The sequence below is a fragment of the Stappia sp. MMSF_3263 genome (assembly GCF_030733745.1).
Lineage (GTDB): Bacteria > Pseudomonadota > Alphaproteobacteria > Rhizobiales > Stappiaceae > Stappia.
Genome location: NZ_JASHIK010000005.1, coordinates 32272 through 48375, shown reverse-complemented (window position 1 = coordinate 48375; position 16104 = coordinate 32272). Strand labels below are relative to the sequence as shown.

The following is a 16104-nucleotide window of genomic DNA, read 5'->3' as shown; positions in this document are numbered from 1 at the left end:
CGGTTTCCGCGTGGGAGGCGCAATACCGCCTCAGCCCTTGCCCTGCAGCTTCGCCTGTTCCAGGGACCAGTATTCCATGTCGAAGAGATCCGGCGTCGGCAAGGGCGTGAACCGGCCATAGGCTTCCGCCGCCTGGATGACCCGCGCGGTCTGCGACGCAAGGTCTGCGACGATCTTCGCCTCCCCGGCGCTCTTTCCCGCACCAAACAGGCCCATGCCCCGCACGAGGATCACCCGTGGCAGCGGATCGAGCATGGTCTTCGGCTCGCTGGCCTGCGCCGCATGAACCTCGAAATAACGTTCATAGCGCCTGGCGAAGTCCGCAAGGGCGGCATCCAGTTCCTCCGCGCTTTCGCTCCCCTCGAGAACCAGGGGGAACGGCTTGACCCGGATGACGTGATCCGGGGTGATCGTACCGCGGCCGGTGATCTCCACCAGGTCCGGCTGCTGCAGGAGGGTGTCGATGGCCGCATCCGCACGAAAATCGAGCGAAACGCCAGAAGCGAAGGCGGGGCCGGCCGCCTGGATACGCGCCGACAGACGATCGCGAAAGGCCCGGCTCTCGGCGGTATCGCCGCGCGGGGCAAGCGGCGGAACGAGACGCACGCCATGCTCGGCCAGGTGCACCTCCGCAATGTTCACGAACTCGATCATCCGCTCATAGGACTGGCGCGCCGTTTCCCCGAAGGTGAAGAGGCCGTGATTGACCAGCCAGAGGCCTTCGCAGTCCGGATGGGCATCGAAGATCCGGGCCGCCTCGATGGACAGGTCGTAGCCCGGCATCACATAGGGCACGATGGCGAGACGCCGTCCGTAAAGACGCCGGCCGATCGCCGCCGCATCAGGCTGGTTGACCAGCGCCAGAACTGCCGCGGCATGGGAGTGGTCGACATATTTTGCCGGCAGGAAGGCGTGTAGCAGGGTCTCGATGGACGGATTGGGCGACGCCGGATCGAGCAGGTTGGCCCGCAGCAGCGCCACCATCTGCGGATCGGTAAGAGCCGCTCCCGAACGGGCCTCGCAGAGCGGGGCCAGTTCGAGCGCCGGCAGGCCGGGAGCCTCGATGGAACCGAGGTCCCAGCCGCTGCCCTTCACGTGCAGGACCGGCAGGAGATCGCCCCCCGCCGTTCGCCGCCGCGTCTTGACCGAGGTATTGCCGCCGCCATGCAGGACGAGGTCCGTCTCCCCGCCGATCAGCCGCGACGTGTAGATGCGCAAGGCCAGGTCGCGCTCGGCTTCCTCCTCCCCCGCCTCGCGCAACCAGGCATGCGCCTCGTCGTCGTTCCATCTGTTGATCATCCGCACGTCGCCCATCGTCTCAAACCCGCTCGTCCGCCAGATCCGACATCACCAGCCGGTAGATGTCCTTGCTGCGCGGACCGGTCATGATGTCCTCCAGCAAGGCCACCGTCTTCTTGTAGTGATCGGTCCGGCGATGGTCGTCGACGCTCTCCGCGCTGCGGAATATCTCGACGATGGTGAACCGCGTCTCGTCCTCCGGATCCTGCAGAACGTCGAAACGAAGATTGCCCGGCTCCCGGATCGTGCCTTCGTAGTTGATCCGGAACGCATCGAGGAAATCCCCGATGCGATCCGGCTTCACATGGATGTGAACCAGCTGAACGAACATCTTGGGGCTCACTCCACGCCGGTCTTGCCGAACTTGACGTTCAGCTCGTGGCGCTCCGTCCAGCTTTCCGGCACGGGCGCACCGGTGTTGTTGAACCACTCCTGGACGGGAATGCCCGAGACCAGGGCGACATTGCCCCATGGCATCCAGGCGCCGGTGCGAACGATGTATTTCGCGCCGCGATAGCCGTCCTCGTGGAACCAGCTGTTGGGACGCGTGCTGGCCTTGGCATCGGGGAAGACCTCCGCAACGCCGTTCCAGGCATTCGGGTTGTTCTCCTTGGCGTCCTCGATCATGTGGTACTCTTCCACCCACATTTCCTGGCGGATCGCGCGCAGCACGGTCACCAGATCCGGCACGCCCGGGCACAGTGCCAGGTCGATGACCCGGTCGTCATAGGCCATCGGATAGCCGGCATCCGTGACGAGGAGAATGTCGTCATGACCCATCTCGGAGATGGCCCGGCTCAGTTTCACGTTGAGAATTCCGTTGCGCCGCATGGCACTGTCCTTTCGCTTGGGAAGAAGTCGTTCAGGCATGTCCCTGAACGATGAGGGAGATGATTTCGTCCTGGGAGGTGGTGGCCATGTCGCGCACACCGGCCATTCCGCCCAGATGCAGGATGGCCACCCGGTCGCAGACCTTGCGCACATGGCCAAGGTCGTGACTGACCATGACGATGCCGATGCCCTTGTCGGCGAGTTCGCGCACGACGGAGAGAACCTCGTCCCTGGCACTCGGGCTCAGGGCGGATGTCGGCTCGTCGAGGATGATGTAGCGGCTGCCGAAGGCGGTGGTCCGCGCCAGCGCCGACACCTGCCGCTGCCCGCCCGACAGGTGCCCGGACGGGGTCCGCACATCGAAGGGGCGCACGGAGAAGCTGTTGACGATCTCCTGGGCGCGCTTTCGCATCTCGCCGTATTTCAGGAAACCGAAGCGGTTGGTGATCTCGCGACCGAGGAAGATGTTGTGCACGACCGGCATGTCGTCGAACAGGGCCAGGTCCTGGTACAGCATGGCGATGCCCGCATCGCGCGCATCCAGCGAGCTGGAAAAGGAACAGGTCTCGCCATCCACCTCGATGACGCCCTTGTCCGGCGTCACCGCACCGGCAAGCACCTTCATCAAGGTGGACTTGCCCGCGCCGTTGTCCCCCAGCAGGCCGACAACCTCGCCGGCCTTCACTTCCAGGTCGATGCCCTCGATCGCTTTGACCTGCCCGTAGGATTTGGAAATTCCGCGCAGAACCACGCTCATGTCATGCCATCCAGTGTTCGCAGAAACGTTGGAGGCAGGGGCCGCGACGCGGCCCCTGCAGGAGGCGGCGCTCAGCGGTCGAGCTGGCCCGAGTAGCGGAAGGCATGCGCGGTTTCCGCGTCGATTGCCTCGCTCGACATCTTGTAGTCCAGCGGCTTGATCGTCGCGGCCAGGACCACCGGCACGGGATCTCCCTGCGCATGGGCCCGAATGGCTTCGGCGACCGCAACGCCCCAGTCGTCATTGACCCGGAACGCCGTCACCTTCAGACCGCCCTCCTTGATCGACTTCAGCTCGTCGGCACCGCCGCCCCAGCCATTGATGATGACCTCGTCCAGAACGCCGCGTTCCGTTGCGGCGGCCAGCACGCCAAGCGCCACGGCGGTGTTGCCCGCGTGCAGCATCTTGATGTCGGGATAGCGGCTCAGAAGCGCGTTGGCGCCGCTGAAGGCGAGTTCACGGTCGCCGTTCGCCTCGAATTCGCCAACCAGCTTCATGTTGGAGTTCTTGGTGACGCAGTCGGCGAAGTGATCCGAACGCTGGCCGTCGATGAGCCCGGGAATGTAGCGAACCAGCGCGAACGTGCCTTCCCCGCCCGTCTCGCCGATCACCCAGCGGCACAGCGCCTCGGCGCCGATCGTGTGGTCGAAACCGACATGGGTGATGGGTTGCTTTTCGGTGCCGTAGGTATCCACGAAGGGATTGACGACATTCATCACCAGCGTCGGCAGGCTCTCTGCCAGACGGGAGATGTTGGACTTCTGCACCTGGTACTCGGACGGGCCTATCACGACATAGTCGAAGTTGCCGGCCAGCACCTGCTCGACCTGCGCGCCCTGGCGGTCGTGCTCGTCCGGCTTGATCATGAACTCGGTGATCTCGAAAGGTACGCCGAGCTCCTCGAGCCGCTTGCGGGTCGAGATGTTGAGACGGGCCCACGCGTCCGAGGTTTCAAGGCTCGGGAACATCAAGGCGATGCGAAGCGGCTTGTCGAACGTCCTGGTGCTGGCGACCGGCTCGGCAACCACGGACTTCATGAACGCATCCATGGCGACCCGTTCGGCCGGCACCATTTCATGCAGCTCCGGCAGCAGGAAGTAGCCACGCTCCTTGGCCCCTGCCGGCACCTCCTGGGCCGCGAGCGGCAAGGACAGGGCAAGGACTGCAGCACCTGTCAGCAGGATCGTTTTTGCGAATGTCTTCTTGGTCATTTTCGTCTCCTCCTCTTTGCTTTTTTGGTATCCGGGTAAACCTATTCCTCGCTGCGGCTGTTGCTGCGGGAGTAGAGGCCGATGGTGATCAGGATGACGGCGCCGGCGGCGACATGCTGCCAGAACGCCTCGAAGCCGAGCATCACGACGGCATTGGTGATGGTGGCCAGCAGCCAGGCGCCGAGCAGCGTTCCAATGATCGAGCCGCGTCCGCCGAACAGGTTGGTGCCGCCGACAATCACCGCGGCAACCGTGTTCAGCAGGATCGTTACCGCACCCGAGGCGACCACCGCATCGAGACGACCGGTCAGGATGATGCCGCCCAGAGCCGCGATCAGGCCCATGAACACGTAGACGCCGACCCGGTAGTTGAGAACGCTGATGCCGAGCCGCCGGGCCGCGACCGGATTGCCGCCGACGGCATGCAGCCGGGCGCCGATCTTGTGGTAGGCGAAGATGCAATGCGCCACGACGATCAGGGTCAGGGCGATGATCAGCGGCATGGGAATTCCGAGCAGCCGCCCGCGTCCGAGCCAGGTGATGACCTCCGGAAACCCGAAGAAGACGCCGCCACCGGCATAGACAAGGGCGAGACCGCGGAACACGAGCTCCGTCGACAGGGTGACGATGAAGTCCGGCATCCTGAGCCGCGTGATCAGCAAACCGTTGACCAGGCCGCAAAGGCCGCCGGTGGCAAAGCCGACGAGTATCGCGACCCACAGCGGCAGGCCGAAATCCTTCAGCGCGGCCGCGAAGGCAACGCTCGACAGCGTCAGGATCGCGCCGATGGACAGATCGATGCCGCGCGCGGTGATCACCGCCGTCATGCCGATGCCAAGCAGCATGATCAGCGAGGCATCAAGGGAAATCGCCCGCATGTTGCCGGCGGAAAAGAAGTTCGGCGTGGTAACAGCCATGAGCAGCGCGATGATCACCAGCATCACCGCCGGCGCGGCGAGCGGAACCTTGGTCGGCCCGAACAGGGGAGGCAGGTTGCCCCGCCAGCTCGGGGTCTCAAGCGCCTGGCGTTGCCGCGCGGCCTTCGCGGAACCGTCGTCTTGTACGAGTGCCAATGTTCTCTCCCAGAAGAATATGTTCATTTGTTTTTTGTTGGATCAATTGAACACACAGCTTCAGGAAGGTGTCAAGAGGCTCATTTCCATGCGCAGCGACACGCGCAAACGCACGTCGTCGCGCGCCCCGAAAACGGGGCGTGAAACGCATTCAGACAGGCCTGGAAAGGAGACGGATCACTCCACGAGCGCGTTCGCGGTCTGCTCGTCGGTAATGAAAATGTTGATGAAATCGCCCTGGAGGGCAGCCCGGATCGCGGGCACCTTGTCGAGACCACCGGAGGCGGCAATCATCCGCGGCGCCTTGCGATAGCTCTCCAGCGGCAGGCCGATCACCCTTTCGTGCAAGGGCAGGTCGATCTCGTTGCCCCCGGCATCGAAGAAGCGGCACAAAACGTCCCCCACCGCGCCGCTGCGGCGCATAGCCTCGACCTCCGCGGGATGGACATAACCGCGTCGTATCACGCTGGCGGTCTCGTCAACCGCGCCGATGCCGACCAGCGCATAATCGGCCTTCAGGGCCATTTGCAACGTGTTTCGCACGCTGGCATCGCGCAGCATCGCCTTGGCGATCTGGGCGTCCTCGACCACAAGCGGGGCCGGCACGAGGAACATCTTGCAATCGGCACTGACGACCCGAAGCCCGTCGACATAGGCCTGGACACCGCCGGTCATGCCGACAAGGTCGATCCGCCGGTCATTGACGAGATGACCCAGGCGGCGGATCGCCGCGCCGACCATTTCCCCCCAGCCGACGGCCAGGAGCCCGCCTTCCTCCAGGCGCTGCATCAGGAACTGGGCGGCGGCCTGGCCCAGCCGTTCGCTGCGCGGCTCCCCCGACAGATGCGGAATGACCCGCACCTCCTCCAGCTTGAAACGGTCCTGCACGCGCCGCTCGATCTCGAGGCAGCCCTGCAATGCGGAATTGATCCGGACCTCGAGCATGCCGCTGCGGCGGCCGTTTTCAAGCATCCGCGAGACTTTGATGCGCGGCAATCCCAGCTTCTCGCCGATCGCCTGCTGCGTCAGACCGTCATGGTAGTAATACCAGGCAACCCTGGCGAGCAGCGCGTCTTCCTCGGAAATGATGGGCGTTTCAAAAGCATTCATGGACGATCTCTCAGGCGCGCACCGTGACGGCGGGCCTTTTCTGACGCAGGGGCTTCCAGGCAAGAACTCGACGGCATTACGAACTCAGGTCTCGCCAAACTTCAAGCTGAAAGCGGCCACCCTTGGCCTGGCGCGTTTGCCCCGGGGCGAACCGGGCAGTCAAGGTGAAATGCGGGCCAGGGCGCTTGACGGCCCGCAGCGCTCATGTTCATATGTTTTTTATAACAACAATTGATCTATTCGTAAAGCGATCTGGCATCCACCATTCAGGCCTCGGACGAAGCGGGCCGGACAGCCGGACCTTCCCCCGGAGAGGAACATCATGACGACCACCGCCTTGCGCTCGCCCGCCCACGCTTCCAACATGCGGCTGATCGGCCATTGCACCCAGGGAGGACGGTCCGACGGCACCCAGATCATGGTGCGGGACGGCTATGCCTATGTCGCCCACATCTTCTCCAAGGGCTTCAGCGTGATCGACGTTCGCGACCCGGCCCGGCCTCGCACGGTGAACTATGTCCCCTCCCCGGCCAACACGTGGTCTCTGCATCTTCAGGTGCATGACAATCTGTTGCTGACAGTGCATGCGCAGGACCAGTTCGCCCAGCCGGAGAGCGACGACGAGCGCAACTACTACAAGGCGGACACGCGCGACATCTCCAAGGCGGTCCGGTCGACGGCCCGCAACCACTCCGCCGGCATGGCCGTCTACGACCTGAGCGATCCGGTCACCCCGCGCCAGATCGGGTTCATGCCGGTCGACGGCGTCGGCCTGCACCGGATCTGGTACACTGGCGGGCGCTGGGCCTATGCCTCCGCCCAGATCGAGGGCTTCACCGATTTCATTCTCGTGACGATCGACATGTCCGACCCGACGCGGCCGGAGATCGCCGGCCGGTTCTGGCTGCCGGGCATGAACGTTGCAGCCGGCGAGGTGCCGCACTGGCCGCTCGCCGAGGGACGCTACAGCCTGCATCATCCGATCGTTCACGGCGACACCGCCTATTGCGGCTGGCGCGACGCCTGCCTTGTCGTGGTCGACGTGAAGGACCGCACCGATCCCAGGATGATCGCGCATCGCAACTGGGCGCCGCCGTTTGGCGGCGGCACTCACAACTGCCTGCCCCTGCCCGACCGCGACCTGCTTGTCGTGGTTGACGAGACGGTCCTCGACAACGAGGAAGATGGCGACAAGCCGATCTGGGTGTTCGACATTCGCAACTCGGCCAACCCGGTCTCGATCGCCACGTTCCCCAAGCCCGACGACCGGGATTACAAGGCCGTCGGCGGGCATTTCGGACCGCACAACGTGCATGAAAACCGGCCGGGCAGCTTCGTCAGTTCAACGCTGATCTTCTCCACCTGGCAGAATGCCGGCCTGCGCGTGCACGACATTTCCAATCCCTATGCGCCCAGGGAGGTCGGTGCGCTCGTTCCCCAGGCACCGACGCATCACGTCGACCACCGTCCCGGCCGGCCACTGGTTATCAACACCACCGACGTCTTCGTGGACTCGGCCGGCCTTGTCTATTTTACTGACTTCAGTGGCGGAGGCCTGCACATCGCCGAGTTCAACGGCTGAGACCGGCCGGTAACACGACGAGGAGAGCTCAATGCCGCAATACTATCTCGCCATCGATGCCGGCACCGGCAGCGGCCGGGCCGTGGTCTTCGATCACACGGGCCGGCAATGCGGTCTCAGCCAGGAGGAATGGACCCATATCAGCGAGGCAGGCGTTCCCGGCTCGATGAGCTTCGACTGCGCGGCGAACTGGCGGCTGCTCTCCCGCTGCATCCGCCGCGCCCTCGCCGATGCCGACATCCGCGCCGACGAGGTCGCGGCGATCAGTTCGACATCGATGCGCGAAGGCATTGTCGTCTACGACGCGGCCGGAACCGAACTGTGGGCCTGTGCCAATGTCGATGGGCGGGCGACGGCAGAAGTCGCCGACCTGAAGGCCCGCGACGAGGAATTGGAAGCGCATTTCTACCGCGTCAGCGGGCAGACCTTCGCGCTCGGGGTCTGGCCGCGCCTGGAATGGCTGCGCCGCAACCGCCCTCGCATCTTCGAAAAGGCAGCCAGCCTGTCGATGATCAACGACTGGGTCGCCGCCCGCCTGAGCGGCGAGATCGTGGTCGAGCCCTCCAATGCGGGAACCACGGGCTTGCTGGACCCGAGCGCCCGGCAATGGTCGGACGCGCTCATCGCCAGGGCCGGATTGCCGCGCGAGTTGTTCCCGCAAGTCGTCGAACCCGGATCGGCCATCGGCGGCGTAACGGCGAAGGCTGCCGAGGAAACCGGGTTGAAACCCGGTACGCCGGTGATCTGTGGTGGTGGCGACGTGCAGATGGGAACGCTTGGCCTCGGCGTCACCCGGGACGGCGATGCCGCCATTCTCGGCGGCACGTTCTGGCAGCAGGTGATCAACATCCCCACGGGACGCACCGACGACACCAGGCGCGTGCGCATCAATCCGCATGTGGTGACCGGACTCAACCAGGCGGAATGCATCTCCTTTTTCGTCGGCCTGACCATGCGCTGGTTTCGCGACACGTTCTGCGACGCGGAAAAAGGAGAGGCCGCCCGACGCGGCATGGATGTCTATGCCCTTTTGGAGGAAATGGCTGCCGGGGTTCCCCCCGGCAGCAACGGGATCATACCGGTCTTTTCCGACGCGATGGATTTCGGGCACTGGTACCATGCAGCGCCCTCCTTCCTGAACATGTCGATCGAGCCGGGACACACCACCAAGGCGAGCCTGTTCCGGGCGCTGGAAGAGAACGCCGCCATCGTCTCCAGCATCAACCTGGAGCGGGTGATGAGCTTCTCCAAGGTGAGCATCGACAAGCCGGTCGTGTTCGCCGGCGGTGCCTCCAAGGGCGCGCTCTGGGCGCAGATCCTGGCCGATGTGCTCGGCCGCGAGGTCGCCATCCCCAAGGTGCGCGAGGCAACGGCCCTGGGATGCGCCGCCGTCGCCGCCTTCGGCATCGGCAACTTCTCCTCGCTGGCGGAGGCCGGGTCGGAAATGTCCGAAGTGGAACGGATCGTGACGCCTGATCCGGCGATGGCCGAGACTTATCTCGCCGCGCGCGGTCGCTGGGAGCGCGCCTACCCCCAGCAAAAGGCCCTGACAGATGCGGGCGTGACCTCCGCCATGTGGCGCGCGCCCGGCGTGTAAACCCGCAAGGCTGTGAAAACCGGCATCAAGAGACATGTCCCGGTTCACGAGGAAGGACCGCAACGGGTTGTGCACGCCCGCAGGCGACCACGTCCCTCCCGCTCAACAGACGTTCGGGCATATCTCCGGTTGGCGGCCGATGGGTTTGCGGGAGATCAGCCGAGAGCCGAGAGCCGCGAACACCGCGATGGCGAGGCCCGCTCCGACCGCGACAAAAAAGCCGGCTCGCACGTCGAAGGCATCGACGATCTGCCCGGCCAGCGCAGCACCCAGTGCCGTTCCCGTGTTGAGACCGGCGAGAAGCCAGGTCAGCCCTTCCGTCAATTTTGCCCCCGGCACCGTCTGTTCGACCACTTCCATCGCCACGATCATCGTCGGGGCGAAGAACAAGCCGCCGACCAGCACGGCCAACGACAGCGCCAGAAGGTTGCCCGCAAGCAGCAGGGGCACGGTCGCCGCCGCCGTTGCCAGTCCCCCGAGCACCAGAAGGTGACGGTGCGGGGCGGCGACCCGGAAGGCGCCGAAAAGCAGGCCGGCAGCGCAGGAGCCGATGGCATAGGACGACAGAACGAAGCTCGCGGCGGCCGGCCGGCCCTGCTGTTCGGCAAACGCCACGCTTCCGATATCGATCGAACCGACGACGCCGCCCATGGCAACCATCATCAGGGTCAGGGCAAGGACCACCGGATTGCGAAAGACGGCGGTGTTCTCGCCCAAGAGCGGAGCAACAGGCTTCACCTCGGGCTCCGTCGCGGTCTGGGCGGTGAAAAGCGCAACGCCCGCTGCCAGAAGAACCGCCGCCGCAAGGGGCCCCGCCTGAGGGAAAAGAGCAACGCCGAGACCGACGGACAGCGGCGGACCGGCGATGAAGGACATCTCGTCGAGGACCGTCTCGAGGGAGTAGGCCGCCTTCAGTTGTGGCTGCCCGCTGTAGAGTTCTGTCCAGCGGGCCCGGGCCATGGCGGACATGCTGGGCATGAAACCGGCAAGCATGGCCGCGGCAAACAATGTCCAGTCCGGCATCCGCCAGTATGAGCAGACCAGCAGGATCAGCAGTCCGGAAACACTCACTCCGGCCGCTACAGGCAGCACACGCCCTTGCCCCCTCCTGTCGACCAGACGGGAAATCTGCGGGGCGGCCAGCGCATAGGTGAAGACGAAGGCCGCCGCCACACCCCCGGCCAGCCCGTAGCTGCCGCGAAGCTGGGAAACCATGGTGATGATGCCGATGCCGGTCATCGGCAGCGGCAAGCGCGCCAGGAAGCCGGCGACAGCGAAGTTCGCCGTTCCGGAAACGCGAAAGAGGTCCCGGTAAGGATTGGCCATGTTGGGTATCCTGTAGAGGGCGAAGGCATGGTTGCTCGCCCGTAATTGACATACAAAGTGCATGTGAGTGATATTGGCATGCAATCTGTATGTCAATTGACATGCATTATGTATGTGAATAAGGGGCCAAGCATGGTTCGCCGAACCCGGCAGGAAATGATCGAGGAAACAAGGCGGAAGCTGATCGCATCTGCTCGCGTCATACTGACCCGCGAAGGCTATGCGGACGCCGCCATGGAGGATTTCACCGGATCGGCAGGCCTGACCCGCGGCGCGCTCTATCACCATTTCGGCGACAAGAAGGGCCTGCTGCGTGCCGTTGTGGAGACAGTCGAAGGTGAGATGGACGGGAGGCTGGAGGCCGCCGCCGACGGGTCGCACGACCTGTGGGAGGCTCTCGGGCGGCGCTGCCGCCTGTATCTGGAAATGGCGCTGGAACCGGAGATCCAGCGCATTGTCCTGCGCGACGCCCCCTCGATCCTCGGCGCAGCCTATACCCAGGCCAGTGAACGCAAGTGTCTTGTCTCCCTGTCGTCCCTGCTCTCGCGGCTTATGGCCGAGGGACGGGCAAAGGCGGGAGACCCCGAGACGCTCGCCCGGATGATCAACGGCGCGCTGGTGGATGCGGCGCTGTGGATCGCGGATGGAGACGATCCGCAAGCCCGTCTGGCCAATGCGGTCGACACGCTCGGACTGTTGCTGTCGGGGCTAGAGAGCGGTCGATGAATTCCCAACACCCCAGCAGGGGATATTTCCTGTTTACCGCCGGACCCGACAGCGCGGTCGGGTCCGGCGGGTAGCGGATCCTACATCTTGCAGTCCTGGTGGAAGCTGTCCTCATAGTCCTCGACGACGGTCTTCACCACCGTTGTCCAGTACTTGCCGTCCTCGCGCTTGGCCACCTTCAGCATGTGAAAATCCTGGATCGGATAGTGGTTGTTGCTGAAGGAGAAGTCGCCGCGCACCGAGGTGAACTGCGCGGCCTCGAGCGCTGCCCGCATGGCTTCCTTGTCCTCGGTATTGCCGGCGGTCCTTTCCAGAGCGCTGCCGATCAACTGGGCCGCATCATAGGCCTGGGCCGCGAAAGATCCCGGCACATAGCCGTATTTCTCCTCGAAAGCGGCGACGAAGGCCTTGTTGGCCTCGTTGTCCATGTCGGGCGCCCAAGATCCTGCGGAGAGGAAACCGAGCGCGGCATCCTGCTGGCCGGGCAGCGTGGACTCGTCCGTGGTAAAGACCGACAGGAACTTCAGCTTGTCGGAAAGCCCGGCCGCATCGAACTGCCTGACCAGCCGCACCCCCATGCCGCCCGGCATGAACGTGAACAGCGCGTCGGCACCCGACGTGGCGATCCGCGCTAGCTCGGGCGAGAAATCCTGATGGCCGAGCGGTGTGAACATCTCGTCCGCCACGCCACCCTTGAAGGTCTGCTTGAAGCCCTCGATATTGTCGCGCCCGGCCTGGTAGTTCGGCACCATGGCGATGACGTTCTTGAAACCTTCCTCGTTGGCGATCATGCCGCTGACTTCGGCCGGCTGGTTGTTCTGGTAGGAGGTCACGAAGAAATACGGGTTGCAGTTGCGCCCGGCGAAGGTCGAGGGCCCCGCATTCGGGCTGATCAGGAAGGTTTCGGACTGCACGACAGGCTTGAAGATCGCCTGAAGCATGTTGGAGAACACAGTACCGACCACGAAATCGACCTGGTCCCGCTCGAGCAGCGAGCGCGCCTTGACCAGCGCGACGTCGGGCTTCAGTTCGTCATCCTCGACGATCAGGTCCACCGGCTGCCCGCCCAGCATCCCGCCATTCTGCTCCAGCGCCAGCTGAAAGCCGTCGACGATCTGCTGGCCCAGCGCTGCCGGCGGGCCGGACAGCGTGACCACCATGCCGATCTTGATATCCTCGGCAAGGGCGGCGGAGGTGGCGAGCGCGCCAAGCGCGACGCCCGTTGCCAGTCCCGCAAGTTTCCGTGTCCATCTGGAAGTCATGATTATTCCCCTCTTCACGCCCCGTACCGGGGTCGGATTCTTTGCAAGATGGCCAGCCCTGGCACGGCGCACCGCCCCGGCCTGGCCCGTCGTACCGGTCTCCCGTCCGCCGGTCCTTCCTGTCGCCGGCTTGCTCTCAGCCGGTCTTCTTCGCGGCGAAACCCGCCATTTTTGCATAGCCCTCGACGATCGCCTTGCGCTCCGCGTGGCTGAGGACATCCTCGATATTGTCGAAGCGGCGCGGACTGATCCGCTCCACCTCGTCGATGACGCGTTCCGGCCCGCCCTTGCGATTGGTGCGTACCACCTCGGCCGTCTTCGGCAACCGCTCGAGCTCGTAGCGGTAGAGCGCCTCGCGGGGATGTTCGGCCCGAACCATGTGATCGGCAAGGCAGCGCGCGTCCAGGATCGCCTGTGCCGCTCCGTTCGAGCCGACCGGATACATCGGATGGGCCGCGTCGCCGAGCAGCGTCACCCGTCCGTGCGTCCAGCGCGGCAGCGGATCGCGGTCCGCCATAGGGTATTCGAAGATCGTGCCGCTGGCGCGCACCAGCGCCTCCACATCGAAGCCGGGCACGGTGAACCGCCGGGCATGGGGCAGTACCCTGGAAAGCGGCGCCTGTTTGGACCAGCTTTCCGGCGGAGGTGGCGACACCGATGCATCGGCAACGCGGACGTTGACCACCCAGTTCATCAGTTGCCGGCCGTTTTTCGCCGGCGCGATCGGGTAAAGCACCAGCTTGCCGCACAGCCCGCCAGCGATCGCCATGGTCTCGCCGTCTTCCCAGACCGGCCACTCGGCCGCGCCCCGCCACATGACAACGCCTTGCCAGCTCGGCGAGCCTTCGCCCGGGTAGAAACGCTTGCGCCCCATGCTGTGGATGCCGTCGGCGCAAACCAGCACCTCGGCCCGCAGTGTGCGCGAGGAGAGCCCGTCGAGCGCATCCGTGAAATGCGCAGTGACACCGGCCTCGTCCTGCACGAAGCCGGACAGCCTGAGCCCCGTCGCAACCGCTCCGGGACCCATTCTCTCAATGACCGCATCGTAAAGCAGTTTCTGCAGCCGCCCGCGATGAATGGAGAACTGCGGGTGCTTGTGGCCCGCGTGCAGGCCGCGCAGCTCGCGCCAGACTTCCTGGCCCTGGCGGGTGAGGTAACGCAGCTCGCGCGTGCGCAGGCCCACCTCGTCGAGCCGTTCCAGAAGCCCCAGCTCGGCCAGCTCCGCAATCGAGTGGGGCAGCGTGTTGATGCCGACGCCGACCTCGCGCACCTCCGGCGCCTGCTCGACCACCTGGCAGCGGATGCCTCGCGCGTGCAGCATCAACGCGGTGGTCAGCCCGCCGATGCCCGCGCCCGCGATCAGGACCGTCATTGCGTCGTCTCGCTGTCTTGCGGCGGCAGGAAATCGATGGCGTGCGCCGCCGAGACTGCAACGATCTCGGCCGGGTCGGCCTCCGGCCCCATGTTGTGCAACGCCCAGAACAGGTCGTAGAGCTGCGCCGCCGGCGTCACCCAGAACAGCGTCTTGATCGCGCTCTCGGACTTGTTGAAGATCCCGTGCGGCACGCCGCGCGGCAACTTGACCAGATCGCCCGGCTCCCCGATCGCCTCGACCCCGTCGAGCAGGAACGTGAAGCGCCCTTCGAGAATGTAGAGAAACTCGTCCTGGTCGGGATGGATATGCGGCGGTACGAAAGTGCCTGGCGGCAGGGTCGCATGCCAGGAGAAACACTCCTCGGTCATCTGCTTGGGCACATAGGTCTGCCCGAGAATGTTCCAGCGGATCTGCTGAAGGCTCTCGCCGGATTTCACGATACCGGGGGCCATTGCGGTCATGGTCTGTCCTTTCATGCGGGGTTGGCCGGGGCGGGTCAGGCCTCGCCGGCGAAGGCGGCGGTGATCGCGGAGGCCGGATCCTTCAGCCCCTCGAGCACCGTGAAGTGATTGTGATCCCCCTCGACATGGGCCGTGGCCGGCACGTCGAGCCCGCCCCAGACATCGGCGAGCAACCGCGCCTGCCGAATGAACTCGGGCCGCTCGCCGCCGCCGACCCAGCATGTCAGCGGTGCCGGAAGGCCGGGCTGCGCCAGCACCGCGCTTTCGCTGCGCGCCTCGGCAAGGTCGAGACGCAGGGTCTCGTTCATCTGCGTGTGAAGCAGCGGTCGCAGGTCGTGCAGCCCGCTGATCGACAGGGTATGCGCGATACGGGCGCGAACGCCTTCCGAGAGCGGGCTGTCGGCGCAAACCATCCGGCTGACCAGATGGCCACCGGCCGAATGACCCGAAAGCCGTATCGGACCGGCAACGCGGGCCGCGACGTGCTCGATGGCGCGCCCGATCTGGGCGGTGATCTGCGAGATCCGCGCCTCCGGAGCAAGCGTGTAACTCGGCAGGCAGACCGCCCAGCCCCGCGCCCGTGCGCCCTCGGCGAAGTCCGTCCAGAAGGACTTGTCGAGCCGCATCCAGTAGCCGCCATGAACGAAGACGGCGAGCCCGCGCGCCTCTCCTTGCGGCCAGACGATGTCATAGGCCTCGCGCGGGTGCCCGCCATAGGCGATGTCGAGTTCGAGCCGGTGCCCCTCGGCCTGCATCCGCGCACGGTACTCGGCGGCCCGCGCCGACCAGAAGCCGGGGAGCTCGTGCGAGTTTGCCACATGGGCCATGTTCGCGAAGGCATCGTCCCAATCTCGGGAAGGCCAGTCGCGGGAAGGAGAAAGAATGCTCGTCATGATCCCTGCCATGGAAGGTTGCGGGTGCTCTCAGGCAGCGCCCGGGGGCGGCAGGAAGTCAACCTCGTGCAGGGCCGACAGGCGCACCAGTTCGGCCGGATCGGTGACGCCGTCCAGTGCGATGAAGAGGTCGTAGAGCTTGCGCGAAGGCGCCACGCCGAAGACGCAATGGGCCGTCGCGCCGGAGCGGTTGAAGATGCCGTGGGCGATGCCGCGGGGCATCTTCACCGTGTCGCCCGCCCGGGCAAGAACCTTCTCCTCGCCGAATTCGACCTCCAGCTCGCCGTCGATCATGTAGATCCACTCATCCTGGGTGGGATGGATATGCGGCGGAACGAACGTCCCCGCCGGCAGGGTGGCATGCCAGACGAAGGCATCCTCGTTCCACAGCTTGGGCACGTAGGTATGCCCCACCACGTTCCATGCATGTCCGTTCAGGCCGGCATCGGCCTTGGTCACACCAGGTTCCATTGCGCGCACTCCACTTAGATCCGCTATTGTTGGGCTGTTGTGATGCGAGCCTGCCCTGAAAACGCAGAACCGCTTATCCAAAAAACGAACGCCTGTTGCGGCGAAATATTTTAGGCTTGAAATAAAATAC

General features: G+C 64.9%; 17 protein-coding genes. 4 read left to right on the top strand and 13 right to left on the bottom strand.

Annotated features, from left to right (window positions below; genetic code table 11):
• Window positions 1-30: 30 nt before the first annotated feature.
• The 7 genes from RBB46_RS07455 to RBB46_RS07425 all read right to left on the bottom strand — a co-directional run bounded on the left by RBB46_RS07455 (window position 31) and on the right by RBB46_RS07425 (window position 6281).
• Window positions 31-1299, bottom strand: a complete 1269-nt coding sequence (locus RBB46_RS07455; RefSeq protein WP_306028280.1) for a class II aldolase/adducin family protein — start codon at window positions 1297-1299, stop codon at window positions 31-33.
• Between the two features lie 19 nt (window positions 1300-1318).
• A complete protein-coding gene (locus tag RBB46_RS07450; protein ID WP_306028279.1) occupies window positions 1319-1630 on the bottom strand; it encodes an antibiotic biosynthesis monooxygenase in 312 nt (103 codons plus the stop codon).
• Between the two features lie 8 nt (window positions 1631-1638).
• Window positions 1639-2130: a D-ribose pyranase gene (gene rbsD, locus RBB46_RS07445; RefSeq protein WP_158193677.1), complete on the bottom strand. Its 492-nt coding sequence runs from the start codon at window positions 2128-2130 to the stop codon at window positions 1639-1641.
• 31 nt (window positions 2131-2161) lie between these two features.
• On the bottom strand, window positions 2162-2887 hold the full coding sequence (locus tag RBB46_RS07440; RefSeq protein WP_306028278.1) for an ATP-binding cassette domain-containing protein: 726 nt from the start codon (window positions 2885-2887) through the stop codon (window positions 2162-2164).
• A 71-nt stretch (window positions 2888-2958) separates the two neighbouring features.
• Window positions 2959-4098, bottom strand: a complete 1140-nt coding sequence (locus tag RBB46_RS07435; protein ID WP_306028277.1) for a substrate-binding domain-containing protein — start codon at window positions 4096-4098, stop codon at window positions 2959-2961.
• Between the two features lie 41 nt (window positions 4099-4139).
• Window positions 4140-5171, bottom strand: a complete 1032-nt coding sequence (locus tag RBB46_RS07430; RefSeq protein ID WP_306028276.1) for an ABC transporter permease — start codon at window positions 5169-5171, stop codon at window positions 4140-4142.
• Between the two features lie 177 nt (window positions 5172-5348).
• Complete coding sequence (locus RBB46_RS07425; RefSeq protein ID WP_306028275.1) at window positions 5349-6281, bottom strand: sugar-binding transcriptional regulator; 933 nt, start codon at window positions 6279-6281, stop codon at window positions 5349-5351.
• Between RBB46_RS07425 and RBB46_RS07420 the strand changes: the two genes are divergently transcribed.
• The 3 genes from RBB46_RS07420 (at window position 6280) to lsrK (ending at window position 9460) form a co-directional block, all read left to right on the top strand.
• Entirely contained in the window at window positions 6280-6516 is a 237-nt protein-coding gene (locus tag RBB46_RS07420) for a hypothetical protein (protein ID WP_306028274.1), read from the top strand. The genes RBB46_RS07425 and RBB46_RS07420 overlap by 2 nt on opposite strands.
• 87 nt (window positions 6517-6603) lie before the next feature.
• Window positions 6604-7863 carry an LVIVD repeat-containing protein gene (locus tag RBB46_RS07415; RefSeq protein WP_306028273.1) on the top strand — a complete coding sequence of 420 codons (1260 nt, stop codon included), beginning with the start codon at window positions 6604-6606 and terminating at the stop codon, window positions 7861-7863.
• Between the two features lie 31 nt (window positions 7864-7894).
• Window positions 7895-9460, top strand: coding sequence for an autoinducer-2 kinase (gene lsrK, locus RBB46_RS07410; RefSeq protein WP_306028272.1), 1566 nt, complete (start codon window positions 7895-7897; stop codon window positions 9458-9460).
• Between the two features lie 102 nt (window positions 9461-9562).
• Here the strand turns inward: lsrK and RBB46_RS07405 are convergent, their stop codons facing one another.
• Entirely contained in the window at window positions 9563-10786 is a 1224-nt protein-coding gene (locus tag RBB46_RS07405; RefSeq protein ID WP_306028271.1) for an MFS transporter, read from the bottom strand.
• Between the two features lie 132 nt (window positions 10787-10918).
• Here RBB46_RS07405 and RBB46_RS07400 point away from each other — a divergent pair, with 132 nt between their 5' ends.
• Entirely contained in the window at window positions 10919-11512 is a 594-nt protein-coding gene (locus tag RBB46_RS07400) for a TetR/AcrR family transcriptional regulator (protein ID WP_306028270.1), read from the top strand.
• Between the two features lie 80 nt (window positions 11513-11592).
• Here the strand turns inward: RBB46_RS07400 and RBB46_RS07395 are convergent, their stop codons facing one another.
• The 5 genes from RBB46_RS07395 to RBB46_RS07375 form a co-directional block, all read right to left on the bottom strand.
• Window positions 11593-12774 (bottom strand): ABC transporter substrate-binding protein, encoded by a 1182-nt coding sequence (locus RBB46_RS07395; protein ID WP_306028269.1) that lies wholly within the window; start codon window positions 12772-12774, stop codon window positions 11593-11595.
• Between the two features lie 136 nt (window positions 12775-12910).
• On the bottom strand, window positions 12911-14146 hold the full coding sequence (locus tag RBB46_RS07390) for a flavin-dependent oxidoreductase (RefSeq protein ID WP_306028268.1): 1236 nt from the start codon (window positions 14144-14146) through the stop codon (window positions 12911-12913).
• The gene (locus tag RBB46_RS07385) at window positions 14143-14610 is read right to left on the bottom strand and encodes a cupin domain-containing protein (protein WP_306028267.1); all 468 of its coding nucleotides are present in this window, start codon (window positions 14608-14610) and stop codon (window positions 14143-14145) included. The genes RBB46_RS07390 and RBB46_RS07385 overlap by 4 nt, the downstream gene beginning before the upstream one ends.
• 35 nt (window positions 14611-14645) lie before the next feature.
• Window positions 14646-15503 carry an alpha/beta hydrolase gene (locus RBB46_RS07380; protein ID WP_306028266.1) on the bottom strand — a complete coding sequence of 286 codons (858 nt, stop codon included), beginning with the start codon at window positions 15501-15503 and terminating at the stop codon, window positions 14646-14648.
• A 30-nt stretch (window positions 15504-15533) separates the two neighbouring features.
• Window positions 15534-15974 carry a cupin domain-containing protein gene (locus RBB46_RS07375; protein ID WP_306028265.1) on the bottom strand — a complete coding sequence of 147 codons (441 nt, stop codon included), beginning with the start codon at window positions 15972-15974 and terminating at the stop codon, window positions 15534-15536.
• Window positions 15975-16104 lie beyond the last annotated feature (130 nt).

Excerpts from the sequence above, each read along its gene's own strand:
- RBB46_RS07455 (WP_306028280.1), bottom strand. The coding sequence starts at position 1,299 with ATGATCAACAGATGGAACGACGACGAGGCGCATGCCTGGTTGCGCGAG.
- RBB46_RS07450 (WP_306028279.1), bottom strand. The coding sequence starts at position 1,630 with ATGTTCGTTCAGCTGGTTCACATCCATGTGAAGCCGGATCGCATCGGG.
- rbsD (WP_158193677.1), bottom strand. The coding sequence starts at position 2,130 with ATGCGGCGCAACGGAATTCTCAACGTGAAACTGAGCCGGGCCATCTCC.
- RBB46_RS07440 (WP_306028278.1), bottom strand. The coding sequence starts at position 2,887 with ATGAGCGTGGTTCTGCGCGGAATTTCCAAATCCTACGGGCAGGTCAAA.
- RBB46_RS07435 (WP_306028277.1), bottom strand. The coding sequence starts at position 4,098 with ATGACCAAGAAGACATTCGCAAAAACGATCCTGCTGACAGGTGCTGCA.
- RBB46_RS07420 (WP_306028274.1), top strand. The coding sequence starts at position 6,280 with ATGGACGATCTCTCAGGCGCGCACCGTGACGGCGGGCCTTTTCTGACG.
- RBB46_RS07425 (WP_306028275.1), bottom strand. The coding sequence starts at position 6,281 with ATGAATGCTTTTGAAACGCCCATCATTTCCGAGGAAGACGCGCTGCTC.
- RBB46_RS07415 (WP_306028273.1), top strand. The coding sequence starts at position 6,604 with ATGACGACCACCGCCTTGCGCTCGCCCGCCCACGCTTCCAACATGCGG.
- lsrK (WP_306028272.1), top strand. The coding sequence starts at position 7,895 with ATGCCGCAATACTATCTCGCCATCGATGCCGGCACCGGCAGCGGCCGG.
- RBB46_RS07405 (WP_306028271.1), bottom strand. The coding sequence starts at position 10,786 with ATGGCCAATCCTTACCGGGACCTCTTTCGCGTTTCCGGAACGGCGAAC.
- RBB46_RS07400 (WP_306028270.1), top strand. The coding sequence starts at position 10,919 with ATGGTTCGCCGAACCCGGCAGGAAATGATCGAGGAAACAAGGCGGAAG.
- RBB46_RS07395 (WP_306028269.1), bottom strand. The coding sequence starts at position 12,774 with ATGACTTCCAGATGGACACGGAAACTTGCGGGACTGGCAACGGGCGTC.
- RBB46_RS07390 (WP_306028268.1), bottom strand. The coding sequence starts at position 14,146 with ATGACGGTCCTGATCGCGGGCGCGGGCATCGGCGGGCTGACCACCGCG.
- RBB46_RS07385 (WP_306028267.1), bottom strand. The coding sequence starts at position 14,610 with ATGACCGCAATGGCCCCCGGTATCGTGAAATCCGGCGAGAGCCTTCAG.
- RBB46_RS07380 (WP_306028266.1), bottom strand. The coding sequence starts at position 15,503 with ATGACGAGCATTCTTTCTCCTTCCCGCGACTGGCCTTCCCGAGATTGG.
- RBB46_RS07375 (WP_306028265.1), bottom strand. The coding sequence starts at position 15,974 with ATGGAACCTGGTGTGACCAAGGCCGATGCCGGCCTGAACGGACATGCA.